Annotated in this window: 22 protein-coding genes; 14 read left to right on the forward strand and 8 right to left on the reverse strand. The window is 68.3% G+C overall.

Going from position 1 to position 24,302, the window contains the following annotated elements; translation table 11 throughout:
* Window positions 1–67 precede the first annotated feature (67 nt).
* Window positions 68–1,528 carry a DEAD/DEAH box helicase gene (locus tag OZ671_RS04165; RefSeq protein WP_268859559.1) on the reverse strand — a complete coding sequence of 487 codons (1,461 nt, stop codon included), beginning with the start codon at window positions 1,526–1,528 and terminating at the stop codon, window positions 68–70.
* 299 nt (window positions 1,529–1,827) lie between these two features.
* Between OZ671_RS04165 and OZ671_RS04170 the strand changes: the two genes are divergently transcribed.
* Window positions 1,828–2,526 (forward strand): alpha/beta fold hydrolase, encoded by a 699-nt coding sequence (locus OZ671_RS04170; RefSeq protein WP_268859560.1) that lies wholly within the window; start codon window positions 1,828–1,830, stop codon window positions 2,524–2,526.
* Between the two features lie 12 nt (window positions 2,527–2,538).
* Here the strand turns inward: OZ671_RS04170 and OZ671_RS04175 are convergent, their stop codons facing one another.
* Together OZ671_RS04175 and parE are read right to left on the reverse strand one after the other, a co-directional pair.
* A complete protein-coding gene (locus tag OZ671_RS04175; protein WP_268859561.1) occupies window positions 2,539–3,012 on the reverse strand; it encodes a hypothetical protein in 474 nt (157 codons plus the stop codon).
* A 1-nt stretch (window position 3,013) separates the two neighbouring features.
* Complete coding sequence (parE, locus tag OZ671_RS04180; RefSeq protein ID WP_268859562.1) at window positions 3,014–5,068, reverse strand: DNA topoisomerase IV subunit B; 2,055 nt, start codon at window positions 5,066–5,068, stop codon at window positions 3,014–3,016.
* A 340-nt stretch (window positions 5,069–5,408) separates the two neighbouring features.
* On the opposite strand from parE, the gene OZ671_RS04185 reads away from it, so the two are divergent.
* The 3 genes from OZ671_RS04185 to OZ671_RS04195 are packed head-to-tail and all read left to right on the forward strand — an operon-like array spanning window position 5,409 to window position 6,767.
* On the forward strand, window positions 5,409–5,600 hold the full coding sequence (locus OZ671_RS04185) for a twin transmembrane helix small protein (protein ID WP_268859563.1): 192 nt from the start codon (window positions 5,409–5,411) through the stop codon (window positions 5,598–5,600).
* A gap of 24 nt (window positions 5,601–5,624) precedes the next feature.
* On the forward strand, window positions 5,625–6,203 hold the full coding sequence (locus OZ671_RS04190; RefSeq protein ID WP_268859564.1) for a cob(I)yrinic acid a,c-diamide adenosyltransferase: 579 nt from the start codon (window positions 5,625–5,627) through the stop codon (window positions 6,201–6,203).
* 36 nt (window positions 6,204–6,239) lie between these two features.
* Window positions 6,240–6,767 (forward strand): GNAT family N-acetyltransferase, encoded by a 528-nt coding sequence (locus tag OZ671_RS04195; RefSeq protein ID WP_268859565.1) that lies wholly within the window; start codon window positions 6,240–6,242, stop codon window positions 6,765–6,767.
* Window positions 6,768–6,857: 90 nt separating this feature from the next.
* Here the strand turns inward: OZ671_RS04195 and OZ671_RS04200 are convergent, their stop codons facing one another.
* A complete protein-coding gene (locus OZ671_RS04200) occupies window positions 6,858–7,265 on the reverse strand; it encodes a GFA family protein (RefSeq protein ID WP_268859566.1) in 408 nt (135 codons plus the stop codon).
* Between the two features lie 296 nt (window positions 7,266–7,561).
* On the opposite strand from OZ671_RS04200, the gene argC reads away from it, so the two are divergent.
* Entirely contained in the window at window positions 7,562–8,620 is a 1,059-nt protein-coding gene (gene argC / locus OZ671_RS04205; RefSeq protein ID WP_268859567.1) for an N-acetyl-gamma-glutamyl-phosphate reductase, read from the forward strand.
* 42 nt (window positions 8,621–8,662) lie between these two features.
* Here the strand turns inward: argC and OZ671_RS04210 are convergent, their stop codons facing one another.
* Together OZ671_RS04210 and OZ671_RS04215 are read right to left on the reverse strand one after the other, a co-directional pair.
* Window positions 8,663–10,318 carry an OPT/YSL family transporter gene (locus OZ671_RS04210; RefSeq protein ID WP_268859568.1) on the reverse strand — a complete coding sequence of 552 codons (1,656 nt, stop codon included), beginning with the start codon at window positions 10,316–10,318 and terminating at the stop codon, window positions 8,663–8,665.
* Window positions 10,319–10,417: 99 nt separating this feature from the next.
* Window positions 10,418–11,362 (reverse strand): AroM family protein, encoded by a 945-nt coding sequence (locus OZ671_RS04215; protein ID WP_268859569.1) that lies wholly within the window; start codon window positions 11,360–11,362, stop codon window positions 10,418–10,420.
* Window positions 11,363–11,447: 85 nt separating this feature from the next.
* Between OZ671_RS04215 and OZ671_RS04220 the strand changes: the two genes are divergently transcribed.
* Together OZ671_RS04220 and OZ671_RS04225 are read left to right on the forward strand one after the other, a co-directional pair.
* A complete protein-coding gene (locus tag OZ671_RS04220) occupies window positions 11,448–12,548 on the forward strand; it encodes a DUF917 domain-containing protein (protein ID WP_038312573.1) in 1,101 nt (366 codons plus the stop codon).
* Window positions 12,545–14,107 (forward strand): hydantoinase/oxoprolinase family protein, encoded by a 1,563-nt coding sequence (locus OZ671_RS04225; RefSeq protein ID WP_268859570.1) that lies wholly within the window; start codon window positions 12,545–12,547, stop codon window positions 14,105–14,107. Before OZ671_RS04220 ends, OZ671_RS04225 begins: the two co-directional genes overlap by 4 nt.
* 16 nt (window positions 14,108–14,123) lie before the next feature.
* Here OZ671_RS04225 and OZ671_RS04230 read toward each other — a convergent pair whose 3' ends face one another.
* Together OZ671_RS04230 and phaC are read right to left on the reverse strand one after the other, a co-directional pair.
* The gene (locus OZ671_RS04230) at window positions 14,124–14,546 is read right to left on the reverse strand and encodes an acyl-CoA thioesterase (protein ID WP_038312578.1); all 423 of its coding nucleotides are present in this window, start codon (window positions 14,544–14,546) and stop codon (window positions 14,124–14,126) included.
* 14 nt (window positions 14,547–14,560) lie between these two features.
* Complete coding sequence (phaC, locus tag OZ671_RS04235; RefSeq protein WP_268859702.1) at window positions 14,561–16,321, reverse strand: class I poly(R)-hydroxyalkanoic acid synthase; 1,761 nt, start codon at window positions 16,319–16,321, stop codon at window positions 14,561–14,563.
* Window positions 16,322–16,457: 136 nt separating this feature from the next.
* Between phaC and OZ671_RS04240 the strand changes: the two genes are divergently transcribed.
* The 7 genes from OZ671_RS04240 to recJ all read left to right on the forward strand — a co-directional run bounded on the left by OZ671_RS04240 (window position 16,458) and on the right by recJ (window position 24,212).
* The gene (locus OZ671_RS04240) at window positions 16,458–16,967 is read left to right on the forward strand and encodes a hypothetical protein (RefSeq protein ID WP_268859571.1); all 510 of its coding nucleotides are present in this window, start codon (window positions 16,458–16,460) and stop codon (window positions 16,965–16,967) included.
* Between the two features lie 66 nt (window positions 16,968–17,033).
* Window positions 17,034–17,537 (forward strand): hypothetical protein, encoded by a 504-nt coding sequence (locus OZ671_RS04245; protein ID WP_146053056.1) that lies wholly within the window; start codon window positions 17,034–17,036, stop codon window positions 17,535–17,537.
* Between the two features lie 291 nt (window positions 17,538–17,828).
* On the forward strand, window positions 17,829–19,058 hold the full coding sequence (locus OZ671_RS04250) for an LL-diaminopimelate aminotransferase (protein ID WP_038312599.1): 1,230 nt from the start codon (window positions 17,829–17,831) through the stop codon (window positions 19,056–19,058).
* A gap of 41 nt (window positions 19,059–19,099) precedes the next feature.
* The gene (dapB, locus tag OZ671_RS04255) at window positions 19,100–19,906 is read left to right on the forward strand and encodes a 4-hydroxy-tetrahydrodipicolinate reductase (protein ID WP_268859572.1); all 807 of its coding nucleotides are present in this window, start codon (window positions 19,100–19,102) and stop codon (window positions 19,904–19,906) included.
* A 98-nt stretch (window positions 19,907–20,004) separates the two neighbouring features.
* Complete coding sequence (locus OZ671_RS04260) at window positions 20,005–21,363, forward strand: homoserine dehydrogenase (RefSeq protein ID WP_268859573.1); 1,359 nt, start codon at window positions 20,005–20,007, stop codon at window positions 21,361–21,363.
* A 27-nt stretch (window positions 21,364–21,390) separates the two neighbouring features.
* A complete protein-coding gene (gene glpX / locus OZ671_RS04265) occupies window positions 21,391–22,392 on the forward strand; it encodes a class II fructose-bisphosphatase (RefSeq protein ID WP_038312605.1) in 1,002 nt (333 codons plus the stop codon).
* 14 nt (window positions 22,393–22,406) lie between these two features.
* Window positions 22,407–24,212: a single-stranded-DNA-specific exonuclease RecJ gene (recJ, locus tag OZ671_RS04270; RefSeq protein ID WP_268859574.1), complete on the forward strand. Its 1,806-nt coding sequence runs from the start codon at window positions 22,407–22,409 to the stop codon at window positions 24,210–24,212.
* Window positions 24,213–24,302 lie beyond the last annotated feature (90 nt).

Below are 24,302 nucleotides of genomic sequence, written 5' to 3' on the forward strand. Positions count from 1 at the left end.
CGCAGCCCCCTTGGATTGTAGCCGGCAGGTTATGCAGCCAATACTGAATGGCCGGTAAAGGCGATCGTTACGATTTGGCCGGTTGACGGGACTTAAAGGTTATCGGGCGCAGCAGAAACTGCGGAAGATGCGACAGATCGGCCTCTTCCGAGGCGTCCGAGCGCTGCTGGGACCGGGGCGACGGCTGGCCGCGCGGCGCACGATCCTCGCGGGCGGGCCGGTCGTCGCGGACAGGACGATCTTCGCGGGCGGAACGGGCCGGGCGATCGCCGCCGGGCCGTGCTTCGCCGCGCCGGGCATCGCCGCCCTTGGCGTCGCCACGCCGGCCGCGGCCGGCTTCGCCGCGTCCGCCTTCACGGCTGCCGCGGCGCTCGCGCCGCGCCTCGCTCGCCTCCTCGTCCGAAACCGGCGAGCCATCCCAGTTGATCGCCTGGCCGATCAGCTTCTCGATGGCCGCCAGCGCCTTCATGTCCTCGGTGGTGACGATGGTGATGGCGGTGCCGAGACGCCCCGCGCGGCCGGTGCGGCCGATCCGGTGGACATAGTCCTCCGGATGATGCGGGGTGTCGTAGTTGAAGACGTGGCTGACATCGGGAATGTCGAGCCCGCGCGCGGCGACGTCGGAGGCGACCAGGAGCTGGGTGGCGCCGTCACGGAACGAGGCCAGTGCCTGCATGCGCGCGCGCTGGTCCATGTCGCCATGCAGGGCCGCGACCGAGAAGTCGTGCTTCTGCAGGGATTTGTAGAGCGTCGCGACCTCGCTCTTGCGGTTGCAGAAGATGATCGCGTTCTTCAGGTTCTCGGCGCCGCGGATGAGGTGGCGCAGCACGTCGCGCTTCTCGTAGTCCTTGCGGCCGGCCTTCACCAGCTTCTGGGTGATGGTGCTGGCGGTGGAGGCCGGACGGGCGACCTCGACCTTGACCGGATTGTGCAGGAACTGCTCGGTGATGCGCTGGATCTCCGGCGGCATGGTGGCCGTGAAGAACAGCGTCTGCCGGGTGAACGGCACCATCTTGCAGATGCGCTCGATGTCCGGGATGAAGCCCATGTCCAGCATGCGGTCGGCTTCGTCGATGACGAGCAGTTCGACGCCGGTGAGCAGCAGGCGGCCGCGCTCGAAATGGTCGAGCAGGCGACCGGGCGTCGCGATCAGCACGTCGACGCCGCGGGTCAGCTTGGCATCCTGGTCGCCGAACGAAACGCCGCCGATGAGCAGCGCCACGCTCAGCTTGTGGTTGGCGCCATATTTGACGAAGTTTTCCTCGACCTGGGCGGCGAGCTCGCGCGTCGGCTCGAGAATGAGCGTGCGCGGCATGCGCGCCCTGGCACGGCCTTCCTCCAGCATGGTCAGCATGGGCAGCGTGAAGGCCGCCGTCTTGCCGGTGCCGGTCTGGGCGATGCCGAGCACGTCGCGCCGGGCCAGCACATGCGGAATGGCTTCGGCCTGGATCGGGGTGGGGGTGGTATAGCCGGCGCTGGCGACGGCCGATTGAACCTTGGCGCTGAGGCCCAGTTCGGAAAATGACATAGGGTTGTTTAGTCCTTGGCCTTGAAGGGTCTGATGACGGAGAGGTGACGTTCGGCGCGAAACGGTTTCGCGCGGATCGGCCCCTAGAACCCACGAGGCCGGACGGACGGTGCGGAAGGCGCAAATGCTGCTTAAGCCTTCTCGACGCGCTGCAACATAGCTCCTGAGGCCGGATTGTCAATGAATGTCAGCTGTGCAAACGGTACGACACGACGTGTTTGCATCGCTTTGGCCCTGATTTTCAGGGCACGATGTCGTCAGAGGGCTTGGCCCGATTCCGGGTGTTGGAAGACGTCATCATGGCACACGAGCCGCTTGTCCTGGTTCCAGGCTTGAATTGCACCGAGGCGCTTTTTGCGCCGCAACGCAAGGCGATCGGCCGGTCCCGGGAGGTCATCATCGCCGACCACCGCCAGGACGCCACGATCGCGGCGGTGGCGGAACGGCTTCTGGCCGAAGCACCGCCGGTCTTTGCTCTCGGCGGCCTGTCGTTCGGCGGCTATGTGGCGTTCGAGGTCATGCGCCGGGCGCCGGAGCGGGTGACGCGCCTCGCGCTCCTGGACACGCGGGCGAGCGCGGATACCGAACAGGACGCCGAAATCCGCCGGATGACCCTTAAATTCGCCGAGCGCGGCCATTTCGACGAGGTCCACAGCCTGCTCTGGCACCGTCTGGTGGATGTGGCCCGGGTGCACGACGCCGCGCTGGAGGCGCAGGTGCGGGCCATGCACGATGCGACCGGGCCGGAAACCTTCATCCGCCAGCAGAAGGCGGTGCTGGCGCGGCCGGACTACCAGCCCGGCCTTGGCGCGATCACCTGTCCGACCCTGGTGCTGGTCGGGGAGGGCGACGTCATCACGCCGCCCTTCATGTCCGAGGACATGGCCGACGCGATCCCGGGAGCCCGGCTCGTCCGGATCCCCGACTGCGGCCATCTGTCGACGCTGGAGCGGCCCGAGGCGGTGAACGCGGCCCTGGCGGATTGGCTGGCCTGGTAGGCCTGCCGTTGCTCAGCGCGCCGCGAACATGACGTCGCCCGGCGGGCCGATGGTCAGTTCGTAGCGGCGGCGCTGGCCGTTGGTGAGCACGGTTGCCTCGAACAGGACACGCGAGCCGGTCGTTTCGGGCTCGATGCGATAGTCGTCGATCTTGATGCGCCAATCGAAGACTTCGGGCACCTCTTCGGCGGCGACGACCGCGAAGCGGCTGCCCCGGCTGTCCGGCGCGAGCCATTGGACGAACAGCCGCATCGCCTCCGCGCGCACCGAAGGGCGGATCAGCACGATGCGGGTCAGGCCCTCGCGCTCCGGGCTCGCCCAGGTGCCGGCGATCCGGACGAACATGATCTCGCCGGGAATGGCCGCCAGCAGCCGCGCCGCGTCGACCGGGTCCGCCCGGGCCGGGGCAGGGACGAGGCCAGCCGCGAGGGCGGCGGCGATGAGGGCCACCTTGACGGGGGCGGGCCGGGCCGCACCCCCCGACATCTCAGATATCCAGCTCTTCGGCGAACTCGGCCCGTTCCTGGATGAAGGCGAAGCGCGGCTCGGCCTTGGCGCCCATCAGCCGCTCGACGCTGTCGGAGGTTTCCGGCCGCTCCTCGGGCTCGACATGGACGCGCAGCAGCGTGCGCACCTTCGGGTCCATGGTGGTTTCCTTCAGCTGCTGCGGCATCATCTCGCCGAGGCCTTTGAAACGGCCGATCTCCACCTTCTGGTTGCCCTTGAAGGCGGATTTCAGGAGCTCGTCCTTGTGGGCGTCGTCGCGCGCATAGATCGTCTTGCCGCCCTGGCTGAGGCGGTACAGCGGCGGCACCGCGAGATAAAGATGGCCGTTGTCGATCAGCCGCGGCATCTGCCGGTAGAAGAAGGTGATCAGCAGCGTCGCGATGTGGTCGCCGTCGACATCCGCATCGGTCATGATGATGACCTTCTCGTAGCGCAGGTCGTCATCGCGATAGTGCGAGCCGGTGCCGCAGCCGAGCGCCTGGATCAGATCGGACAGCTGCTGGTTCTGCGCGAGCTTGTCGCGGCCGGCGCTGGCGACGTTGAGGATCTTGCCGCGCAGCGGCAGGATCGCCTGGGTCTTGCGGTCGCGCGCCTGCTTGGCCGAGCCGCCCGCCGAGTCGCCCTCGACGATGAACAGTTCGGAGCCCTCGGCCTGGTTGTTGGAGCAGTCGGCGAGCTTGCCGGGCAGGCGCAGCTTGCGCACCGCCGTCTTGCGGTTGACCTCCTTTTCCGCGCGCCGGCGCAGGCGCTCCTCGGCCCGCTCGATCACCCAGTCGAGCAGGCGGTTGGCCTGGTTCGGATTGCCGGCAAGCCAGTGGTCGAACGGGTCGCGAATGGCGTTTTCGACGATGCGCGAGGCCTCGGCGGTCGCCAGCTTGTCCTTGGTCTGGCCCTGGAATTCGGGCTCGCGGATGAACACCGACAGCATGACCGCGCAACCGGCCAGGATGTCGTCGGTGGTGATCTGCGCGGCGCGCTTGTTGCCGGTGCGCTCGGCATGGTCTTTCAGGCCGCGCAGCAGCGCGATCCTCAGGCCCTGCTCATGGGTGCCGCCCTCGGGGGTCGGGATGGTGTTGCAGTAGGACGAGATGAAGCCGTCCTGGTCGCCGACCCAGCCGATCGCCCATTCCGCCGAGCCGTGGCCCTGGCGGTCGATCTTGCCGGAAAAGATGTCCTGGTGGACCATGGTCGCGCCGGTGAGGGTGGCGGCGAGATAGTCCTTCAGGCCGCCGGGGAAGCGCAGAACGGCCTTTTCCGGAACGTCCGTGCCCTTGACCAGCTCCGGGGCGCAGCTCCAGCGGATCTCGACGCCGCCGAACAGATAGGCCTTGGACCGCGCCATCTTGAACAGGCGCGCCGGCTTGAAGTGATGGCCGTCCTTGAAGATCTGCGGATCGGGCAGGAAGCGGATCCTCGTGCCGCGCCGGTTCTGCACCCGGCCGAGCTCCTCGAGGCCTCCCAGCGGAACGCCGCGGGAGAAGCGCTGGCGGTAGAGGGTCTGGCTGCGCGCGACTTCGACGTCGAGCTCGACGGACAGCGCATTGACCACCGAGACGCCGACGCCGTGCAGGCCGCCCGAGGTCTCGTAGACCTTGGAGTCGAACTTGCCGCCCGCGTGCAGGGTGCACATGATGACCTCGAGCGCCGACTTGCCCGGGAATTTGGGATGCGGGTCGATCGGGATGCCGCGGCCGTTGTCGGTGACCGTCAGCGCCCCGTCGGCGTCGAGCTCGACATCGATCCAGGTGGCATGGCCAGCCACGGCCTCGTCCATGGAATTGTCGATGACTTCGGCGAAGAGGTGGTGCAGCGCCTTCTCGTCGGTGCCGCCGATATACATGCCCGGACGGCGCCGGACAGGCTCAAGCCCTTCCAGAACCTCGATGGAGGAGGCGGTATAGCCCTGTTCGCCCGGCGTGCCGGCGCCGGCTTTCGCCTGAGCCTTGACCGGCTCGGCCTTTGGCCGGCCGGCGGCTGCGCGCGCGGCGGCCGGCTTTTCCGAACCGGATCGCTCGAACAGGTCGTTGGAATCCATTGTACACCATGAGCTCAAAAGGGGCCTGGCCGGAAAATCCGGCGAAGGTGCCCGAATCGATTCGCTTATCTTGGCACATGCGCGCCCGGAAGCGAACGGAACGGAAACAGAAGCGGCGAAAGCCCCCACAATTGCGGGTTGCCACGCTCGGTCATGGATATGGCCAGGCGGCGATCGCGGCCCGATATCAGACATTGCACCGTTCTGGAACCCTGGCCTTCGCCTCGCGGTTCCGCCATAGCGCTCCCGTTGCGCCATGGCATCGCCGCGACCGATCGCTTACATCTGGATGGGGAGCGCGCCGTCCGAAAGGCATGGCGCCCGACAGTGGAAAAGACCCATGAACTTCACGATGTTCGTCCCCATCGCCATCGGCGCGGTTGCCGTCGTGCTGCTGATGGGGCTCGTCAACATGCTGCGCAACGGCCCGGCCAGCACGTCGCAAACCCTGATGCGCTGGCGCGTCGGGCTCCAGTTCCTGGCGATCATCGTCATCGTGATCGCGATCTGGCTGAAGGCCAGCGGCGGCTGACCGGCGGGCAGGGGCGGGAGAACCATGGTCAAGCTCAACAAGATCTACACGCGTACCGGCGATGACGGCACCACCGGGCTCGCCGCCGGCGGCCGGCGGCTCAAGTTCGACCTGCGCGTCGAGGCCTATGGCATCGTCGACGAGGCCAATGCGGCGATCGGGCTCGCGCGCCTGCATACCGCCGACCAGGGCGAGCTCGACGCCATGCTGTCGCGGATCCAGAACGATCTGTTCGATCTCGGCGCCGATCTCGCGACGCCCGATACCGGCGAGGCGCTGCCTTACGAGCCGCTGCGCATCGTGCCGGCGCAGGTCACGCGCCTCGAAGGCGAGATCGATCGGCTGAATGCCGAGCTGAAGCCGCTGAAGAGCTTCATCCTGCCGGGCGGCAGCCCGGCGGCGGCCCACCTGCATCTTGCCCGCACGATCAGCCGGCGGGCCGAGCGCGTCATGGTGGCGCTGTCGCGCCAGGCCGGCGAGATCGTGTCGCAGGCCTCGCTCCACTATATCAACCGTCTCTCGGATTTCCTGTTCGTCGCCGGCCGCTACCTCAACGACAAGGGCGCGCGCGACGTGTTGTGGGTGCCGGGCGCGAACCGGTGAGCGCGGCGCGGCCGAAGGTTGCGGTTCGGAGAGGTCATGGTTCCCCGGATGTCGACCGAGCGACTGATCCTCGACCCGCGCGCCGCGTGCGATATCGAGGATTTCGTCGCGATGGATGCCGATCCGATCGTGCGGCGCTTCATGCCGCCGGCTTTCCGCGACGGTTTCGATCCCGCGGGCTACCGTGCCGCGCTCGCCGGGCGTATCGGCCATGATTTCGGCCCGGGGCTCGGACATTGGACGATCCGTTCGAAGCTGTCGCCGCACGATTTCCTCGGCACCGTGCTGCTGATCCCGGTCGAAGGGAGCGGACCGGGCGTCGAGATCGGCTGGCGTCTGCCGCGTGCGGCCTGGGGCAGGGGCTACGCCCGCGAGGCGGCCGCCCGTGTTTTGTCTCACGGCTTCGCGACGGTCGGCCTTGCCGAGGTGCTCGCGCTGATCGACCCACAGAACCGGCCCTCGATTGCCACCGCGCTGGCGCTTGGCTTCACGGCGCAAGGGCAGCGCGCGGCCTATGGGACGACCTTCGATCGTTATCGTCGAGCGCAGGCGCCCCCGGGGTGAACCGATAGGCGCGGTGTTGTGCAGCCGGAGTCCAGCCGCGACTGACTTCCGCGCGCCCCGGCCGCGTCTCCACCGTCAGGCGGCCACCGCCTATTTCGAACGAGCCGGCATACCGCCGGGAAACTCGGGCAGCGCGGTCTTCGGGTCGTACCAGGTCGCCGCGTCCGATCGCCAGATATGCGCCGTCGGCGTCTCGGCGATCGGCGTATCCAGGCATCCCAGGCGCAGCAGCACCGTCGGCTGGCCCTGGCGGGCGGCCAGGATGTGCGAACCGCAGCGCGTGCAGAAATGACGGGTCTTTCCGGGCGATGATTCAAAGCGGCCGAGGATCGCTTCGCCGCGTGTCCATCGGAATGCGTCACGCGGAACATTGCTGACACTGGAGAAGGCCGAGCCGTGTGCCTTGCGGCATGTCCGACAATGGCAGTGGACGATCGGCCCCGCCTCGGCGTCGACCTCATAGGCTACCGCGCCGCAAAGACAGCTTCCCCTCAGCATGGGCATCTCCGCTCTGGTCGTGTCATCGTAGCTGGTACTTTCCGGTCTTGGCACGCGATATCGAACCGCCTTTCGATTCAGCCCCGAAAGGGCTTGACAGGCCGGCCGTCCGCCCGCACATAACCCCGCCATGAACACGATCTCGACCTGCACCCGACGCCGCCGTCTCATCCTGCGATGAGCGCGCGCGGTCGCTTGCCCTGGTCGATCCGATCGCCGCGCAGCCAGCGCGGCTTTTTTTTCGCCTGAACCACCCCCAAAACCCGTCTCATCCTTCGTCCCTGCGGAGACCTGCCATGGCTACCAAGGCCAAAATCGCCATCCTCGGCGCGTCCGGCTATACCGGATCGGAACTCGTTCGCCTGCTGCTCAGGCATCCGCGCGTCGAGATCGTGCTGATGACCGCGGACCGCAAGGCCGGCCAGCCGATGGCGGAGGTGTTCCCGCAATTCGCGCCGTTCCAACTGCCCGACCTCGTGTCCATCGACAGCATCGACTGGAAGGCGGCAGCGGTCGATCTCGTCTTCTGCGCGCTGCCGCATGGCACGACGCAGACGGTGATCGCTTCCATCCTGAAGGCGCGCAGCGACATCAAGGTGGTCGACCTCTCGGCCGATTTCCGGCTCGCCAACCCGGCCGACTATGCCCGCTGGTATGGTCACGAACATCATGCGCTCGACGTCCAGGCCGAGGCCGTGTACGGCCTGCCGGAGCTGCACAGGGCGGCGATCAAGAAGGCGCGGCTGGTCGCCAATCCCGGCTGCTACCCGACCTGCTCGATCCTGCCGCTCGCGCCGCTCCTGAAGAAGAAGGCGATCGATAGCGACAACATTGTCGTCGACGCCAAGTCCGGTGTCTCCGGCGCTGGCCGCGCGGCCAAGGAAGGCAGCCTCTACTGCGAGGTGACGGAAGGCCTGCACGCCTATGGCGTCGCCGGGCACCGGCATTCCTCGGAGCTCGACCAGGAGCTGTCGATCGCCGCCGGCAAGCCCGTCCTCGCCACCTTCACACCCCACCTCATGCCGATGAGCCGGGGCATGCTGGCGACCACCTATGTCACCGCCAAGCGCGGCCGGACCGCGGCCGACCTGCACGCGATCATCGCCCAGGCCTATGCACGCGAGCCCTTCGTGCACCTCCTGCCGCTCGGCCAGACGCCGCAGACCCGGCATGTCCGCGGCTCCAACCTGATCATGATCGGCCTCGTCCAAGACCGCGTGCCGAACCGGGTGATCGTGGTTTCGGCCATCGACAACCTGGTCAAGGGCGCGTCGGGCCAGGCGGTCGAGAACATGAACCTGGTGCTCGGCTATCCCGAGACGCTGGGGCTCGAGCAGATCGCGCTGTTCCCCTGAAGGCGGCCGGGCGCCCGGAACGCCGGGCGCCTGTCCTCGGCCTCAGCGGCCGCGAATGGCATTGGCCGCGACCGATGCCGTGAACGAGAACAGGGCGTCGCCCGCGATCACCCCGCCGGCGAACACCTCCATGGTGGTCTGGCCGGCCGGCGCGCGGCGGCGCAGCCAGAGGAGGCGCAGGACGATGCCCGTCAGCACGGCCCAGCCGGCGAGCGGGCTCGACAGCAGCAGGCCGGTCGCGAGCAGCACGCCGAGCTGGCGCTTCGGACCGCCGAGAAGCTGCAGGACCGCGCCCGGAATGGCCCAGATCATGAGGTTGCGGGCGGTCGATCCGGACACGCCGGCATGGATCGCCGCGGCGTAGACCCGGTCGATCGGCGGAACGAGGTCGCGGGCGAAGAAACTCTGCCAGGACAGGGCGACGATGACGATGGCGACGCAAAAGGCGATGAGCGCGGCATAGAACTGCTCGCGGCGTCCCTCGATCTCGAAGCGGGTGGAGTATCCCGCGCGCAGCAGGGTGCCCGCCTTGAGGTCGTAACCCATATCGGCGAAGGCGGGGCCGGTGGCGGCGGTGAAGCCGGCGAGCAGGGCAAGCGCGGTGATCGGAAAGCCGATCATGATGCCGATCATCAGGGTGATCAGCGCCACCGCGAAGGCCGGGAACCAGCCGGTATGCATGGCCGCGAGGCCGACGATGAGCTCGTGGATGAGCGCCGCCAGCGCGGCATAGAGCACGAAGGCGATGAGGAGGCCGAGGGGCATCTCGGTCAGCAGCCCGCCGGCGACCGCGATGACGGCCGCGATCGCGACATAGGCGAGCGAGCCGAAACCGAGCGTCCGGCGAATGTCGATCACGCCGCCGCCGGCTGCTGCCGGCTTCTTCACGATATGCGGCAGCATCTGCACGAGCGCCATGAGGCCGGCGCCGACCATCAGGCCATGGGGCACGAAGGCGGCGGCAAGATCGCCGCGCGGCACGATGTCGGCGAAGGCCGGGCCGGAAAACAGGACGCTGGAATAGCCGCGCAGCAGCAGGCCGAGGCCGAACATGGAGAGCGCCCAGATATTGCCGATGAAGGCCGACCCGAAGGCCGACATGGGGACGCCGAGCCACGAGCCGGCCGCGCCGCAGCCTATGCCGAGGCCGAGGATCACCGCGCTGCGGCCGCCCTCGTCGCCCGCGCGGATCGCCTCGGCCGCGGCGACGCCCGGCGGCCAGGCCCCCTCGGCGGGAAACATGGCGCTGCCGTAGAGGCGGTAGAGCAGAAAGCCGTCGAGCAGCATGGCCGCGCCAACGCCGACGAACATCGGCAGGATCAGATCGGGCCGGCCGAGCACATAGGGAATGCCGATCGGCAGCAACAGGCTGTTGGCCGCGCCGAAGGTCGCCGAGGATATGGCGCTCTGCACCAGGTTCTGCACATGGGTCGAGCGATAGTGGCGAAACAGCCGCAGCGGGATGCGCGCCAGCGCCATGGCGGCGAGCGCGCCGACGATCGAGGTGTTCGGCGTGATGCCGAGCGTGGTCAGGATCTGCATGCCGATAATGCCGCCGAACACCGACATGATCAGCACGAGGATGAGCGTTGCCGGCGCGATGACGCGGGGATGGCGAGGCACGGCGGGTTCGGGCGCGGCAGCGGCCGGATCGGCGGGTGCCGATGCTGCACCGGAGGTCAGCTCTTGCGTCGTCATCGCGGCGTTTCCCTGTCGTCGATTTTCGGGAAACGGTAGAGACGGGTCCGCAGCCTCGATATACGTGCGCGCACTTAAAGGGGCGGGAGGGCCGGCCGCTCAGCGCTGCGGCGTCATCAGCGCCCGCCGGATCAGCTCGGTCACCGAGCCGGCGCCGAGCTTTGCCATGGCCCGGGCGCGATGGATCTCGACGGTGCGGTGGCTGATGCCGAGGGCGCGGGCGATCAGCTTGTTGGCGCCGCCCTCCAGCACATGCACCAGCACTTCGCGCTCGCGCGGGGTCAGGCCGTCGGTGGCGCCGGCGAGGCGTTTCATCAGCTCCGGCCCCGAATAGTTCTCGGCCGATGGCCCGACCCGGCCGCCGGTCATGTCGGCGAGCCGCATGCGGGCGGCGCCGGCGATGATGCGGCGGGCCGGCACGACCAGCTTGCCGGTTGTTTCCGCCACCTGGCGCGCCATGGCCTCCGTATAGCCGACCGAATGCATCAGGATCAGGTCGGCGCCCGTCACCGTGCTCGCGGCATCGGCGAGGCGCGCGCTGTGGCCGCCTTCGACGGTGGCATGGGCGCTCTGCAGCAAGGTGCCGTAGCCGAAGGCGGCGAGCACCGCGCCCTGGCGGGGCAGGGGAAAGATCACGCCGATGCGGGCATCGCCGACCACCAGCGCCGCGATCCACGCATCCACGGCGCTCTGGCCGTGGATCAGCGGCGTGCGGGTCGAAAAGGATGTGAAGACGCCGGTGGTCGCGAGCACGATGAGGTCGTAGCCGAGGCCGTCGACATGGGCGATCAGCGTCTCCGCCCGCTCGGCGGCGAAACGGACCTGCACCACGACATGGGTGCCGTCGGCGAGCGGCGCGAACAGGCCGAAATCCTCCTCCGCCGGCGCGTGTTCGAGGATCGCGTCGCGGCCGAGGCCGTCGAGCGCGCCGAACTCGTCGCAGTCGACATCGCCGAGGATCGAGCGCATTTCCGGCATCAGGTCGGGGCGCGGGCTCTGACCGATGGTGATGACCGCGATGCGGGGCGCGCGCTCGTCTGCCACGTCTCATCCCTCCGATACGAGTGCGCACGTATAGATGACCCCACGGCTGCCCCGTAGTCTGGCATCAACACGAAACGGGGACACCATGCAACGCAAGATTGAGCGAGAAGAGCTGGAGCCATTGGCCACGGGGGCCTGGATTCTTGGCACCGGAGGCGGCGGCTCGCCGTATTCGTCCTATCTCGGCATGCGCAAATTCTACGAAGACGGCGGTCATGTCGATCTCATCGATCCGCGAGATCTTGCCGACGACGATCTCGTCGCCGTCGTATCGACCATGGGGGCGCCGCTTGTCTTTCAGGAACGGATGACCGATCCGGACCTGGCGGTGAAACCGGTGCGCATGATGGAAGCCTATCTGGGCAAGCGGTTCCGGGCGGTGATGAGCATCGAGGTCGGCGGCAGCAACGCCTTCCAGCCGCTGCTGGTGGCGGCGGCGAGCGGGCTTCCGGTGGTCGATGCGGACGCCATGGGGCGGGCCTTCCCGGAAGCGCAGATGACCAGCTTCGCCATTGCCGATCTTGCCGTGTTCCCGCATGCGCTCGCCGATATCCGCGACAACGAGGTGATCGTCGCGCGGGCGGCGAGCTGGACCTGGATGGAGCGCCTGCGGCGCAAGGTCTGCACCGAGCTCGGCTCGGTCGCCGCCACCTGCCAGGCGCCGCGTACCGGCCTCGAGGTCAAGCGCCACGCGATCGTCCATACCACGTCGCGCGCGATCGCCCTCGGCCGCGAGGTGCGTCGGGCGCGGGCCGCCCACGAGGATCCGGTCGCAGCCACCATCGCCGCGGCCGACGGCCTCATGCTGTTCCGCGGCAAGGTTACCGACGTGCAGCGGCGCACGACGGAGGGCTTCCTGCGCGGCGAAGTGACGATGGCCGGCCTCGACGGCGATGCCGGGGCGCGCTTCTCCGTCGCGTTCCAGAACGAATATACGATCGGCTGGCGCGACGGCGCGGTTGCGGTCACGACGCCGGATCTCATCTGCGTGCTCGACAGCGTGTCGGGCGAAGCCATCGGAACGGAGAGCCTGCGCTATGGGCAGCGGGTCAGCGTCATCGCGCTGCCGTCTCCGGATATCCACCGCACTCCCAAGGGGCTCGCCCATGTCGGGCCGCGGGCGTTCGGTCACGATGTCGATTATGTCAGCGTTTTCAAAGGTTCGGGCGGGGAGATCAGGGCATGAGCCGGATCGGTATCGATGTCGGCGGCACCAATACGGACGCCGTCCTGGTCGACAGCGGCAAGGTGGTGGCCGCGATCAAGACCGCCACGACGGAGGACGTGCTGTCCGGCGTCAGGACGGCGCTTGCCGATCTCCTCGCGGCAGCCGGTGACGCGCCGGCGGCGCGGGCGATCGAAACCGTGGTGATCGGCACCACCCATTTCACCAATGCGGTGGTCGAGCGGCGCGGGCTTCAGAAGGTGGCGGCTCTGCGCATTGGCCTGCCGGCCAATGCCGGCCTGCCGCCCTTCATCGACTGGCCGGCGGATCTCGCCGCGGTCGTGCATGGACGGATCGACATGGTCGCCGGCGGGCATGAATATGACGGCCGGCCGCTCGTGCCGCTCGACCGGGGCGCCATCCGTGCTGCGGCGCGCAGGATCGCCGACGCCGGCATCGCCGCGGTTGCCATCACCAGCGTGTTCTCGCCGCTGACCGCCGAAAACGAAGCGGAGGCCGCCGACATCCTGCGCGAGGAGGCACCCGGCATCGGCATCACGCTGTCGTCGGAGCTCGGCCGCATCGGCCTGCTGGAGCGCGAGAACGTCGCCCTGCTCAATGCCGGGCTGCAGGCGCTGGCCCGCAAGACGACGGCGGCCTTCGTCGACGCGCTGCGCCAGAGCGGCATCACCGCGCCGCTCTATCTCACGCAGAACGACGGCACCATCATGCATGCGAGCCTCGCCGAGCGGTATCCGGTCTATTGTTTCGCCTCAGGTCCGACCAACAGCATGCGCGGCGCGGCATTCCTTTCCGGCCTCGACGACGGCATCGTGGTCGATGTCGGCGGCACCACCAGCGATATCGGCTATCTGAAGGGGGGCTTCCCGCGCGAGGCCAATGCGGCCGTCGAGATCGGCGGCGTCCGCACGCTGTTCCGCATGCCCGACCTCCTGTCGCTCGGCCTCGGCGGCGGCACCGAGATCTCCGCCGACGGCCTGGCGATCGGGCCGCGCAGCGTCGGCTACCGGCTGCTCCAGAAGGCGATCTCCTGTGGCGGCGACACGCTGACGGCAACCGACATCGCGGTGGCCGCCGGCCGTATCACGCTCGGCGACCGGGACCGGCTTGCGGCTCTGACGCCCGGTTTCGTCGAGGCCGTCAGCCGGCGCATGGGCGAGATGATCTGCGACGGGGTCGACCGGATGAAGACCGATGCCGCCGATGTGCCGCTCCTTGCGGTCGGCGGCGGCAGCTTCCTCATCCCCGATGCGGTTGCGGGGGCTTCGGAGGTCGTCAGGGTGCCGCATCATGCGGTTGCCAACGCGGTCGGCGCGGCGATCGCGCAGGTGAGCGGCGAGGTCGACCAGATCTTTACCGGGATGGGCCGGGCCGAAGCGATCGATCGGGCCGAGGCTGAGGCCGCGCGGCGCGCGGTCGAGGCGGGCGCCGACGCGGAAACGCTCGCGACCATCGAGGTCGAGGACATTCCGCTGTCCTACCTGCCGGGCGATGCGCGCCGTGTCCGGGTCAGGATGATCGGCGATATCGCAAGCACCGGGCCGAGCGCGGCGCGCTGAGGCGCCGCGCGACGGATCAGCGCATCATCAAGGTGGCGAAGCGGGCGCGCTGGGTGTCGTTCCAGGGCGTCGAGCGCTTGATCGACAGGTCGACCTGCGCCGTGGTGGTCGAGGCGCTGACATGGCGCTCGCCGTCGACGAAAACCGCCTGGTCGAAGGCGAGCGAAGCGCCGCCGACCTTGACGATGCCCGTCGCGATCTGGACGAAGCCGGGATAGAGGATTTCCCGGTGATAGTAGATCTCCAGATGGACCAGCGAGATGCCGCGTCCCTCGCTGGTCAGCCGGATGCTTTCGCGCGCGAAGAACTCGGTGCGGCCGATCTCCAGATAGGTGGCGATGACGGCGTTGTTGACGTGGTTGTTCGGGTCGAGATCGCCGTAGCGGATGGGATGCACGGTGACGAACGGATAGGCGTCGAGCGGCGGGCGCTCGCTCATCGGTATTCTCTGGCTCAATATTTCACCTTCACATAGCGGCCGGGCGCGTCTTCGATCGGCCGATGCTTCTTATTGCCGATCGCGCGGGCCGCAACCTCCTTGCCGTCATGGCGCCTGATCCATTCGCGCCAGTGCGGCCACCACGAGCCGGGATGTTCGGTCGCCTTGGCGACCCAGGCGTCGAAATCGCCGACCGGCGGGCCGCCGGTCCAATGCTGGTATTTGCCCTTGGCCGGCGGATTGACGACGCCGGCAATGTGCCCGGACCCGGCCATGACATATTCCACCGGTCCGCCGAAGGCCGACGAGCCGAGGAACACCGAGCGGGCAGGGGCGATATGGTCCTCGCGCGCGGCGAGGTTGTAGACGGGCACCTTGACCTTCTTCAGGTCGAGCTTCTCGCCGTCGACCTCCATGCGGCCGCTGGACAGGTCGTTGTTGAGATAGCAGTGGCGCAGATAGAAGGAATGATTGGCCGCCGGCATGCGCGGCGAATCGGCGTTCCAGTAGAGCAGGTCGAAGGGCATCGGCGTCTTGCCCTTCATGTAGTTGTTGACGACGTAGGACCAGATCAGGTCGTTCGACCGCAGCATGTTGAAGGCATTGGCCATCTGGCTGCCTTCCAGATAGCCGGTTTGGGCCATCCGCTTTTCCAGCGTCTGGATCTGATCCTCGTCGACGAACACCTTGAGGTCGCCGGCATGGGTGAAGTCGACCTGGGTGGTGAAGAAGGTCGCCGTCTCGACGAGGTCGATGCCCTTGGCCGCCATGTAGCCGAGCGTGACCGCGAGCAGCGTGCCGCCGACGCAATAGCCGATGACGTGCGACCGCTTCTGGCCGGTCACTTCGCCCACCACCTTCAGGGCGGCGATCGGCCCCTCATGCATGTAGTCGGCAAAGCTCTTGCGGGCATGCCGCTGGTCGGGGTTGACCCAGGACACGACGAACACGGTCAGGCCCTGGTCGACCGCCCATTTGATGAAGCTTTTGTCCTGGACGAGGTCGAGGATGTAGAACTTGTTGATCCAGGGCGGAATGATCAGCAGCGGCACCGCACCGACCTTCTCGGTGGTCGGGGAATATTGGATGAGCTGCATCAGGTCGTTTTCGTAGATCACCTTGCCGGGCGTGACCGCCAGGTTCTTGCCGAGGGCGAAGGGGCTGTCGTCGGACTGGCGGATCTTCAGGTCGCCGCCGCCACGCTCGATGTCCTCGGCCAGCAGCTGCATGCCGCGCACCAGGTTCTCGCCGCTCGAGCCGATGGTCTCGCGCAGCAGCTCGGGATTGGTCGGCACGAAATTGGACGGCGACAGGGCGTTGACGATCTGCCGCATGTAGAAGCCGGCCTTGTGCTTGGTGTGGCCGTCGAGCTCGGCCCGTTCGACGAAGCGCTCGGCAAGCCCCGTGGTCACGAGGTAGAACTGCTTGAGGAAGTCGAAAAAGGCGTTGTCGCTCCACTGCCGGTCCTTGAACCGGTTGTCGCGGGCGTCGGGTTTTACCACCGGCTCGGCCTTTTCGCCGCCCATCATCTTCAGCGAAGCGGCCCACAGCTCCATGTAGCGGCTGGTGAATTCCGACTGGATGGTCATCGCCCGCTGCGGATCCTTCAGCCAGAATTCGGCAACGAGACCCAGCGTCTTGACGATATCGGCCAAGCCTTCGGGTTGTTCGCTCGAATGGCTGCCGGTCTCGCGCGGCTTCATATAGGCGGCGAAGGCCTTGCCGCCGAGCTCGATCATGCGCGCGACGTTGGACGAGAGGCGCTCGACATCCATCGCCCGGAAGCGGAACGGATCGTCGCTGCCGTGATCACCGGCGCCGGCCGCCGCGGCCGGGGCTGGACTTTGTGCCGCAGCCTGGCGCTGGGCGGCACCGCCTTCGATCGCCACGAGGTGCGGCCGAGCCGGCGGCGTGGCCGCAGCCGCCGCGCTCGGCGCGGCCGGGCTCTTGGCTGCCGTTCTGGATTTGGCCGGGCGCGGCTTGGCGCTCGCTCCGGCGGCTTTCGCAGCCGAGACCTTGGCGGGAGCGGCGTGCGCCGGAGCCTGCTTGACCGCCGGTTTCGCGGCCTTGGCGGCTGCGCTGCGCGGGCGCCCGGCTTCGACCGGCTCGGCGGCAGCCTTCGAGCGTCTGGCCGCACCGCGTGGAGCACTGGGTGCCTTCGGCTTGCTCGAATCGCCTTTCGCCATGAGCTTCCCTCCGGTTTTCGCCGCTTTCGTCCAGCGCCTCGAGCCCGAGACGCGCCGCATCCCGATACCGGAATGTCGGGCGCCTTTCGGATTCGACAAGGACGCTAGCACCCTGTCGAGCCCCCGTGTCGTTTTGGTTTCGAAATTCGCCCGCTCGCCTGATATAGGAAGCTGCGAATTTCGGGATCACGACACCGGTACGAAATCGGTCCACTTTTTGCCCGATCCATATTAGGAAGGCCGCGAGCACACCGCCAGCGAAAGATGGCGGCGAGGCTCTCTGGAGATCGATATGCGGGACATGACGGATAAGGCTGGGACGGCAGCGAGAGCGGGCGGGGCAGGTGCTGCCGGAACCGGCCGGGCCAGGGCCCGCGGAGCCAAGGCCGGCCTCGGCGTGATCGCCCTCGCGGCGCTGGCGCTCGGCGGCTGCCAGACCGCCAACGACGAATATCCCTCGCCCTATGGTCCCTCGCGCCGCATTCCCTTGCCCGCCGTTGCCGGCGGCGGCCTCTGGCAGCCGCAGCCGATCCGGGCGAGCGGCTACGGCTCGGCAACCCTCATCTCGCGCCTGCCGCAACCGCCGCGCGTGACGCCGCCGGCACGCTCGTCGGAAACGCCCGAACTGCTCACTGCGGCCCAGCAGGCCGAGCGCCAGCGCGCGCTGCAGGCCGCCCGCGACAACCAGGTCGGAGCCATGGACCGCCGCCTGACCTCGTCCGGGCGCGTGCGCGGTCCGGATCCGGGCTCGCGTCCGGCCATCGAAGAAGACGAGCCGCTGCCGCAATCCCAGCCGCGCCGCTGAGCCGCATCGGGGCCGGTTTCGGCCGGCGGGGCGCAACAACCGATCAGACAAGCATTCCGCTGCCGCCCGCGCCGTGTTAGGTCTGGCGGCCTTGCCGGAGCTTCCGGTGTCCTGCACGTGCGCTCGCCCCGATTTCGGGACGGCGCCGATGCCGGAGACGGGGCGCTGGCAATTTATTAAATCGCTTAACGTTTTGATGGCTTTCGCGCGATCTCGGTTCCGCATCGGAGCAAGCCGCGCGAAAGGTGTCACGACACCAGGATTCCACACCAGCCAAGACGACCCGAACCAATGACCACGACCGACTTTCACCGCATCCGTCGCCTGCCGCCTTATGTGTTCGAGCAAGTGAACAAGGTGAAGGCCGCGGCGCGAGCTAAGGGCGTGGACATCATCGATCTCGGCATGGGCAATCCGGACCTGCCGGCGCCCGACCACGTGATCGAGAAGCTCAAGGAAACCATCGGCAAGCCGCGCACGGACCGCTATTCCGCCTCCAAGGGCATTCCGGGGCTGCGGCGCGCGCAGGCGGCCTACTATGCCCGCCGTTTCGGCGTGAAGCTCAATCCGGAGACCCAGGTCATCGCGACGCTGGGCTCGAAGGAGGGCTTTGCCAACATGGCCCAGGCGATCACCGCGCCGGGCGACGTCGTGCTCTGCCCGAATCCGAGCTATCCGATCCACGCCTTCGGCTTCCTGATGGCCGGCGGCGTCATCCGCTCCGTGCCGGCGACGGCGGACGACGAGTATTTCCGCGCCATGGAGCGCGCGATGCAGCATTCGATCCCGAAGCCCATTGCGGTGGTCGTCTGCTATCCCTCCAACCCGACGGCGCAGGTGGCGGATCTCGCCTTCTATGGCGAACTGGTGCGCTTTGCGAAGAAGCACGAGCTCATCGTGCTTTCCGACCTCGCCTATGCCGAGGTCTATTTCGACGACAACAACCCGCCGCCCTCGATCCTGCAGGTGCCCGGCGCCTTCGATGTCGCGGTCGAATTCACCTCGATGTCCAAGACCTTTTCCATGGCCGGCTGGCGCATGGGCTTTGCGGTCGGCAACGAGCGCCTCTGCGCGGCGCTCGCGCGGGTGAAGAGCTATCTCGACTATGGTGCCTACACGCCGGTGCAGGTGGCGGCGACCGCCGCGCTGAACGGTCCCGAGGACTGCATCCGCGAAATGCGCGAGACCTATCGCAAGCGGCGTGACGTGCTGATCGACAGCTTCGGCAAGAGCGGCTGGGCCGTTCCCGCGCCGCAGGCCTCGATGTTCGCCTGGGTGCCGATCCCGGAGCCGTTCAAGTCGCTCGGCTCGCTCGAATTCGCCAAGCTGCTGGTCGAGAAGGCCGAAGTCGCGGTCGCTCCCGGCATCGGCTTCGGCGAGCACGGCGACGACTATGTGCGCATCGCGGTGGTCGAGAACGAGCAGCGCATCAAGCAGGCCGCGCGCAACGTCAAGCGCTTCTTCGACACCGCCGCCACGACGCTGCACAATGTGGTGCCGCTCGCGGCCGCCGGACGATAATCGGCGCGACCGGTTGGCAGGACAGACAAGCAGGCAGGCACATGATCAAGGTCATCGTCGTCGGTGCGACCGGCTGGGTCGGCCGTGAACTCGTCAAGGCGGTCAGCGCCGCGACGGATCTGGAGCTTGCCGGTGCGGTCGCACGGTCGGCGGCGGGCGAGGATGCCGGCATCGCCGCCGGCATGCCGGCGCTCGGCGTGACGGTGACGGCGAGCCTCGATGAGGCGCTCGCCGCGCCGGCCGACGTGGTCGTCGACTACACCAAGCCGCATGTCGTGAAGGGCCATGCGCTGGCGGCCGTCGGCGCGGGGCGCCATGTGATCGTCGGAACTTCGGGCCTTTCGGCGGCGGACTATGCCGAGATCGACGCCGCTGCGCGGGCCGCCGGGCGCGGCGTCATCGCCGCGGGCAATTTCTCCATCACGGCCTCGCTGCTGAAGCGCTTCGCCACCATTGCGGCCCGCCATATTCCCGACGTCGAGATCATCGACTATGCCTCGGCGAAGAAGCCCGATACGCCGTCGGGAACCGGCCGCGAGCTCGGCGAGATCCTGTCGAAGGTGCGCCTCGCCGGCACGGCGAAGCCCGTCGGCGAGCTCGGCGGCATCCAGGAGACGCGCGGCGGCGCCGTCAATGACGGCGGCATCGCCGTCCAGGTCCATTCGGTGCGCATGCCCTCCTATATCCTCTCGGCGGAGGCGATCTTCGGCCTGCCGGACGAAAGGCTGACGATCCGCCACGACGCCGGCGCCTCCGCCGCGCCCTATGTCGGCGGCACGCTGCTTGCCGTGCGCAAGGTCGGCGGCCAGGTCGGGCTCGTCAGGGGCATCGACCACCTCATCGATTGAGGCGGCCGCGCGCGGCCTGCCATTCCTTGCCTTGACCGGCCAAATCGGGCACAAGCCCGGCGCGGCGCATCGCCGCTGATGTCGCGGATCAGTTCCTCATGCAGGACATTTCGAAGGTAGGCGTCGCCGGTTCCGGCGCGGCGGGGGCTTTGAGGATCGGCATTGCCGGCCTCGGCACGGTGGGCGCATCGGTCGTCCGTCTGATGGCCAAGCGCGACAACCTGCTGAACGAGGCCTCGGGCCGGCGGATCAAGGTCGTGGCGGTCTCGGCGCGCGATCGCAACCGCGACCGCGGCATCGCGCTCGACGGCATGCGCTGGGTCGACGATCCCGTGGCGCTCGCCGCCGACGGCAATATCGATGTCTTCGTCGAACTGATGGGCGGCGCCGAAGGCCCGGCCAAGCAGGCGGTCGAGACGGCGCTCGGCGCCGGCAAGGCCGTGGTGACGGCGAACAAGGCGCTGCTCGCCGCCCATGGCACGGCGCTCGCCCGCCGCGCCGAGAAAAAGGGCGTGCCGCTGAATTTCGAAGCGGCGGTCGCCGGCGGCATCCCGGTGATCAAGACCCTGCGCGAGGGTCTGGTCGGCAATGCCATCGAGCGCGTCTACGGCATCCTCAACGGCACCTGCAACTATATCCTCACGCGCATGGCGGAGGAGGGGATTTCGTTCGAGTCCTGCCTGGAGGACGCGCAGCGGCTCGGTTATGCCGAAGCCGATCCGACCTTCGACGTCGACGGCTTCGACACCGCCCACAAGCTTTCGCTGCTTACCAGCCTCGCTTTCGGCACGCTGGTCGACACCAAGGGCATCTCGATCGAAGGCATCCGGTCGATCAAGCCGGTCGACCTGAAGATGGCCGACGAACTCGGCTACCGGGTAAAGCTGCTCGGTGTCGCCCAGCGCACCGCCGACGGCGTCGAGCAGCGGGTGCATCCCACCTTCGTGCCGAAGGAATCGGCGATCGCCCAGGTCAACGGCGTGCTGAACGCGGTCGCGATCGACGCTGACGCCGTCGATCTGACCCTGGTCGGCCCGGGCGCCGGCGGCGATGCGACGGCCTCCGCCGTCATCGCCGATATCGCCGACATCGCCCGCGGCCACCGCACGGCGCCGTTCATCCGGCCGATCGCCTCGCTCACCCAGCCGACCCGGGCGCCATTGACCCGTCACGAAGGCGGCTATTACATCCGCCTGGAAGTGGTCGACCGGCCGGGCACGGCGGCCAGAATCGCCTCGCGCATGGCGCAGAACAAGATTTCGCTGGAATCCATTGTTCAAAGGCGTTCGGGCCCGGTGCGGGGCGGCACCGATCCTGCCGCCGCGGAAGCGCCGGCCCCGGTCGTGCTGATCACCTATGCCACGACGGAGGCAGCGGTGCAGCGCGCCCTGAAAGCCATGGATGCCGACGGCGTGCTCCTGGGGCGGCCGCAGGTCATCCGTATCGAACGCAGTTGAAAAACAGCCTCCTAGGGGAGCATTGCCATGTCCGAACACGGGCTTTCCGTTCCGAAAAACCTGGTCATCGAGCGAGTCCTGTCGATGGAACTCGTGCGCGTGACCGAGCGTGCGGCGGTGGCTTCGGCGCGCTTGCGCGGGCGCGGCAATGAAAAAGCCGCCGACCAGGCCGCGGTCGATGCCATGCGGCGCGAATTGAACAAGCTGCCGATCGACGGCCGCGTGGTGATCGGCGAGGGCGAGCGCGACGAGGCGCCGATGCTCTATATCGGCGAGGAAGTCGGCACCAAGCACGGGCCGAAGGTCGATATCGCCCTCGACCCGCTGGAAGGCACGACGCTCTGCGCCAAGGACATGCCGGGCTCGATCGCCGTGATCGCCATGGCCGAGCAGGGCTCGCTGCTCTATGCGCCCGACGTCTATATGGACAAGATCGCGGTCGGCCCGGGCTATCCCAAGGGCGTCGTCGACCTCGACGCCTCGCCGGTCGACAATATCCACGCCATCGCCAAGGCCAAGGGCGTGAAGCCGAACGAGATCACCGCGCTGATCATGGACCGGCCGCGTCACGCCAAGCTCATCGAGGCGGTGCGCGGCACGGGCGCGGCGATCCGCCTGATCACCGACGGCGACGTCGCCGGCGTCATCCACACGGCGAGCGCGGCCGAGACCGGCATCGACATCTATCTCGGCATCGGCGGCGCGCCGGAGGGCGTGCTGGCGGCGGCGGCGCTGCGCTGCGTCGGCGGCCAGATGCAGGGCCGGCTCATTCTGGATTCGGAGGCCAAGGTCGAGCGCGCCCGCACCATGGGCGTGAAGGACCCGCACAAGAAATATACGATGGAGGAGATGGCTTCCGGCGACGTCATCGTGGCCGCGACCGGCGTCACCGACGGCGCGCTGCTCAAGGGCGTCTTTTTCGGTCCCGACCTGATCACCACCGAAACCATCGTCTATCGCTCGACCACCGGCACCGTCCGGCGCATTTTCGGCGAGCACCGGCAGTTCGAGAAGTTCCACCTCGACTGACGAGCCCGGCGCCCATGCTCAACCCGCCGCGGCTGTTCCTCGGGGTCCGGCAATCGGTTCTCGGTCGCGCGTGGCGCGACCGGCTGGACGATCTGGGCCGGGCACAGGCGCTGGCGATCACGCAGGCGCACGACCTGCCCGACATTCTCGCGCGGGTGCTCGCCGGCCGGGGGATCCCGGCCGAGGCCGTCGAGGCCTTCCTTGAACCGACGATCCGGGCAGCCATGCCCGATCCCTCGGTGCTGACCGACATGGACCGGGCCGTCGAACGCCTCGTGCGGGCGGTGCTCGCCGAGGAAAAGATCGCGATCTTCGGCGACTATGATGTTGATGGCGCAACCTCCTCGGCGCTGCTGACGCTGTTCCTCAGGGATTGCGGCATTGCTCCGGTCGTGCGCATTCCCGACCGCATTTTCGAAGGCTACGGCCCGAACAGCGACGCGATCCGGGCGCTGCGCGCCGATGGCGCGACGCTGCTCGTGACGCTGGACTGCGGCACGACCAGCCACGAGGTGCTGGCCGAGGCGGGCCGGATCGGTTTCGACGTGGTGGTGGTCGACCATCACCAGGCCGACGAGACGCTTCCCGCGGTTGCGGCCCTCGTCAATCCCAACCGGCTCGACGACCTCTCCGGGCTCGGCCACCTCTGCGCGGCCGGCGTCACCTTCATGCTGGTGGTGGCGCTCAACCGGGCCTTGCGCGCGCGGGGCTTCTGGAGTTCGGCGCGGCCCGAGCCAGACCTGATGCGCCTCCTCGACCTCGTTGCGCTCGGCACGGTGGCCGATGTCGTGCCGCTGACCGGGCTCAACCGGGCTTTCGTCGCGCGCGGCCTTGCCGTCATGCGCAGGCGCGACAATGTCGGGCTGCGCGCGCTGATGGACGTGGCCCGCCTCGACGGTCCGCCGACGCCCTATCATCTTGGCTTTCTGATCGGTCCGCGCATCAATGCCGGCGGCCGGATCGGTGATGCCGGTCTCGGCGCGCGGCTTCTGACGACGGGCGACACGCTCGAGGCGCAGCGCATCGCGGCCGAGCTCGACCGGCTGAACCGCGAGCGGCAGGTGGTCGAGCTTGGCACGGTGGCCGAGGCGGAAGCCGAGGCGCTGGCAGCGCTGGGGCCGCTGGAGGAAGGGACTGCGGTGGTGGTCACCGCCGGCACCGGCTGGCATGCCGGCGTCGTCGGCCTCGTCGCCTCGCGTCTGAAGGAGCGGTTCAAGCGGCCGGCCTTCGCGATTGCCTTCACCGGCGATGTCGGCACCGGTTCCGGCCGGTCGCTGCCGGGCGTCGATCTCGGCGCGGCCGTGCGCCAGGCGGTCGCGGCCGGTCTTCTGACCAAGGGCGGCGGTCACGCCATGGCCGCCGGCATTACCGTTTCGCGGGAGCGCCTTGCCGATTTCCGGGCTTTTCTGGAAGACAAGCTGGCCCCGGCAGTCGAGCGGGTCCGCCGCGAGGATGCGCTCGCGATCGATGCCGCGACCACCGCTGCAGCGGTGCGGCCGGAGCTTGCGACCCTCATTGACCGGGCCGGGCCTTTCGGCTCGGGCAATGCCGAACCGGTGCTGGTCCTTCCGGCCCATACGGTGGCCTATGCCGAAGAGGTCGGCACCGCCCACGTCCGCACGCGCCTCACCGGCGGCGACAAGGCCAGCATCGATGCCATCGCGTTCCGGGCCGCCGGCCAGCCGATCGGCCGGGCGCTGGCGGAGAACCGGGGGCGGCCGATCCATGTAGCCGGCTCTATTTCCGTCGATCGCTGGCAGGGGCGGGAGAGGGTGCAGTTCCGCATTCTCGATGTGGCGGTGCCGACCGAGCGGGTCTGACCTTCCGCGCAACCCCGCGGGGCGCAGGCCCGCGGCGGTGACTTGCGCCTGTCGCGATGGCCGACCGCTGCGATCCGGCGTTCCGCGTGA

Source organism: Phreatobacter sp. AB_2022a (assembly GCF_026847585.1).
GTDB lineage: Bacteria > Pseudomonadota > Alphaproteobacteria > Rhizobiales > Phreatobacteraceae > Phreatobacter.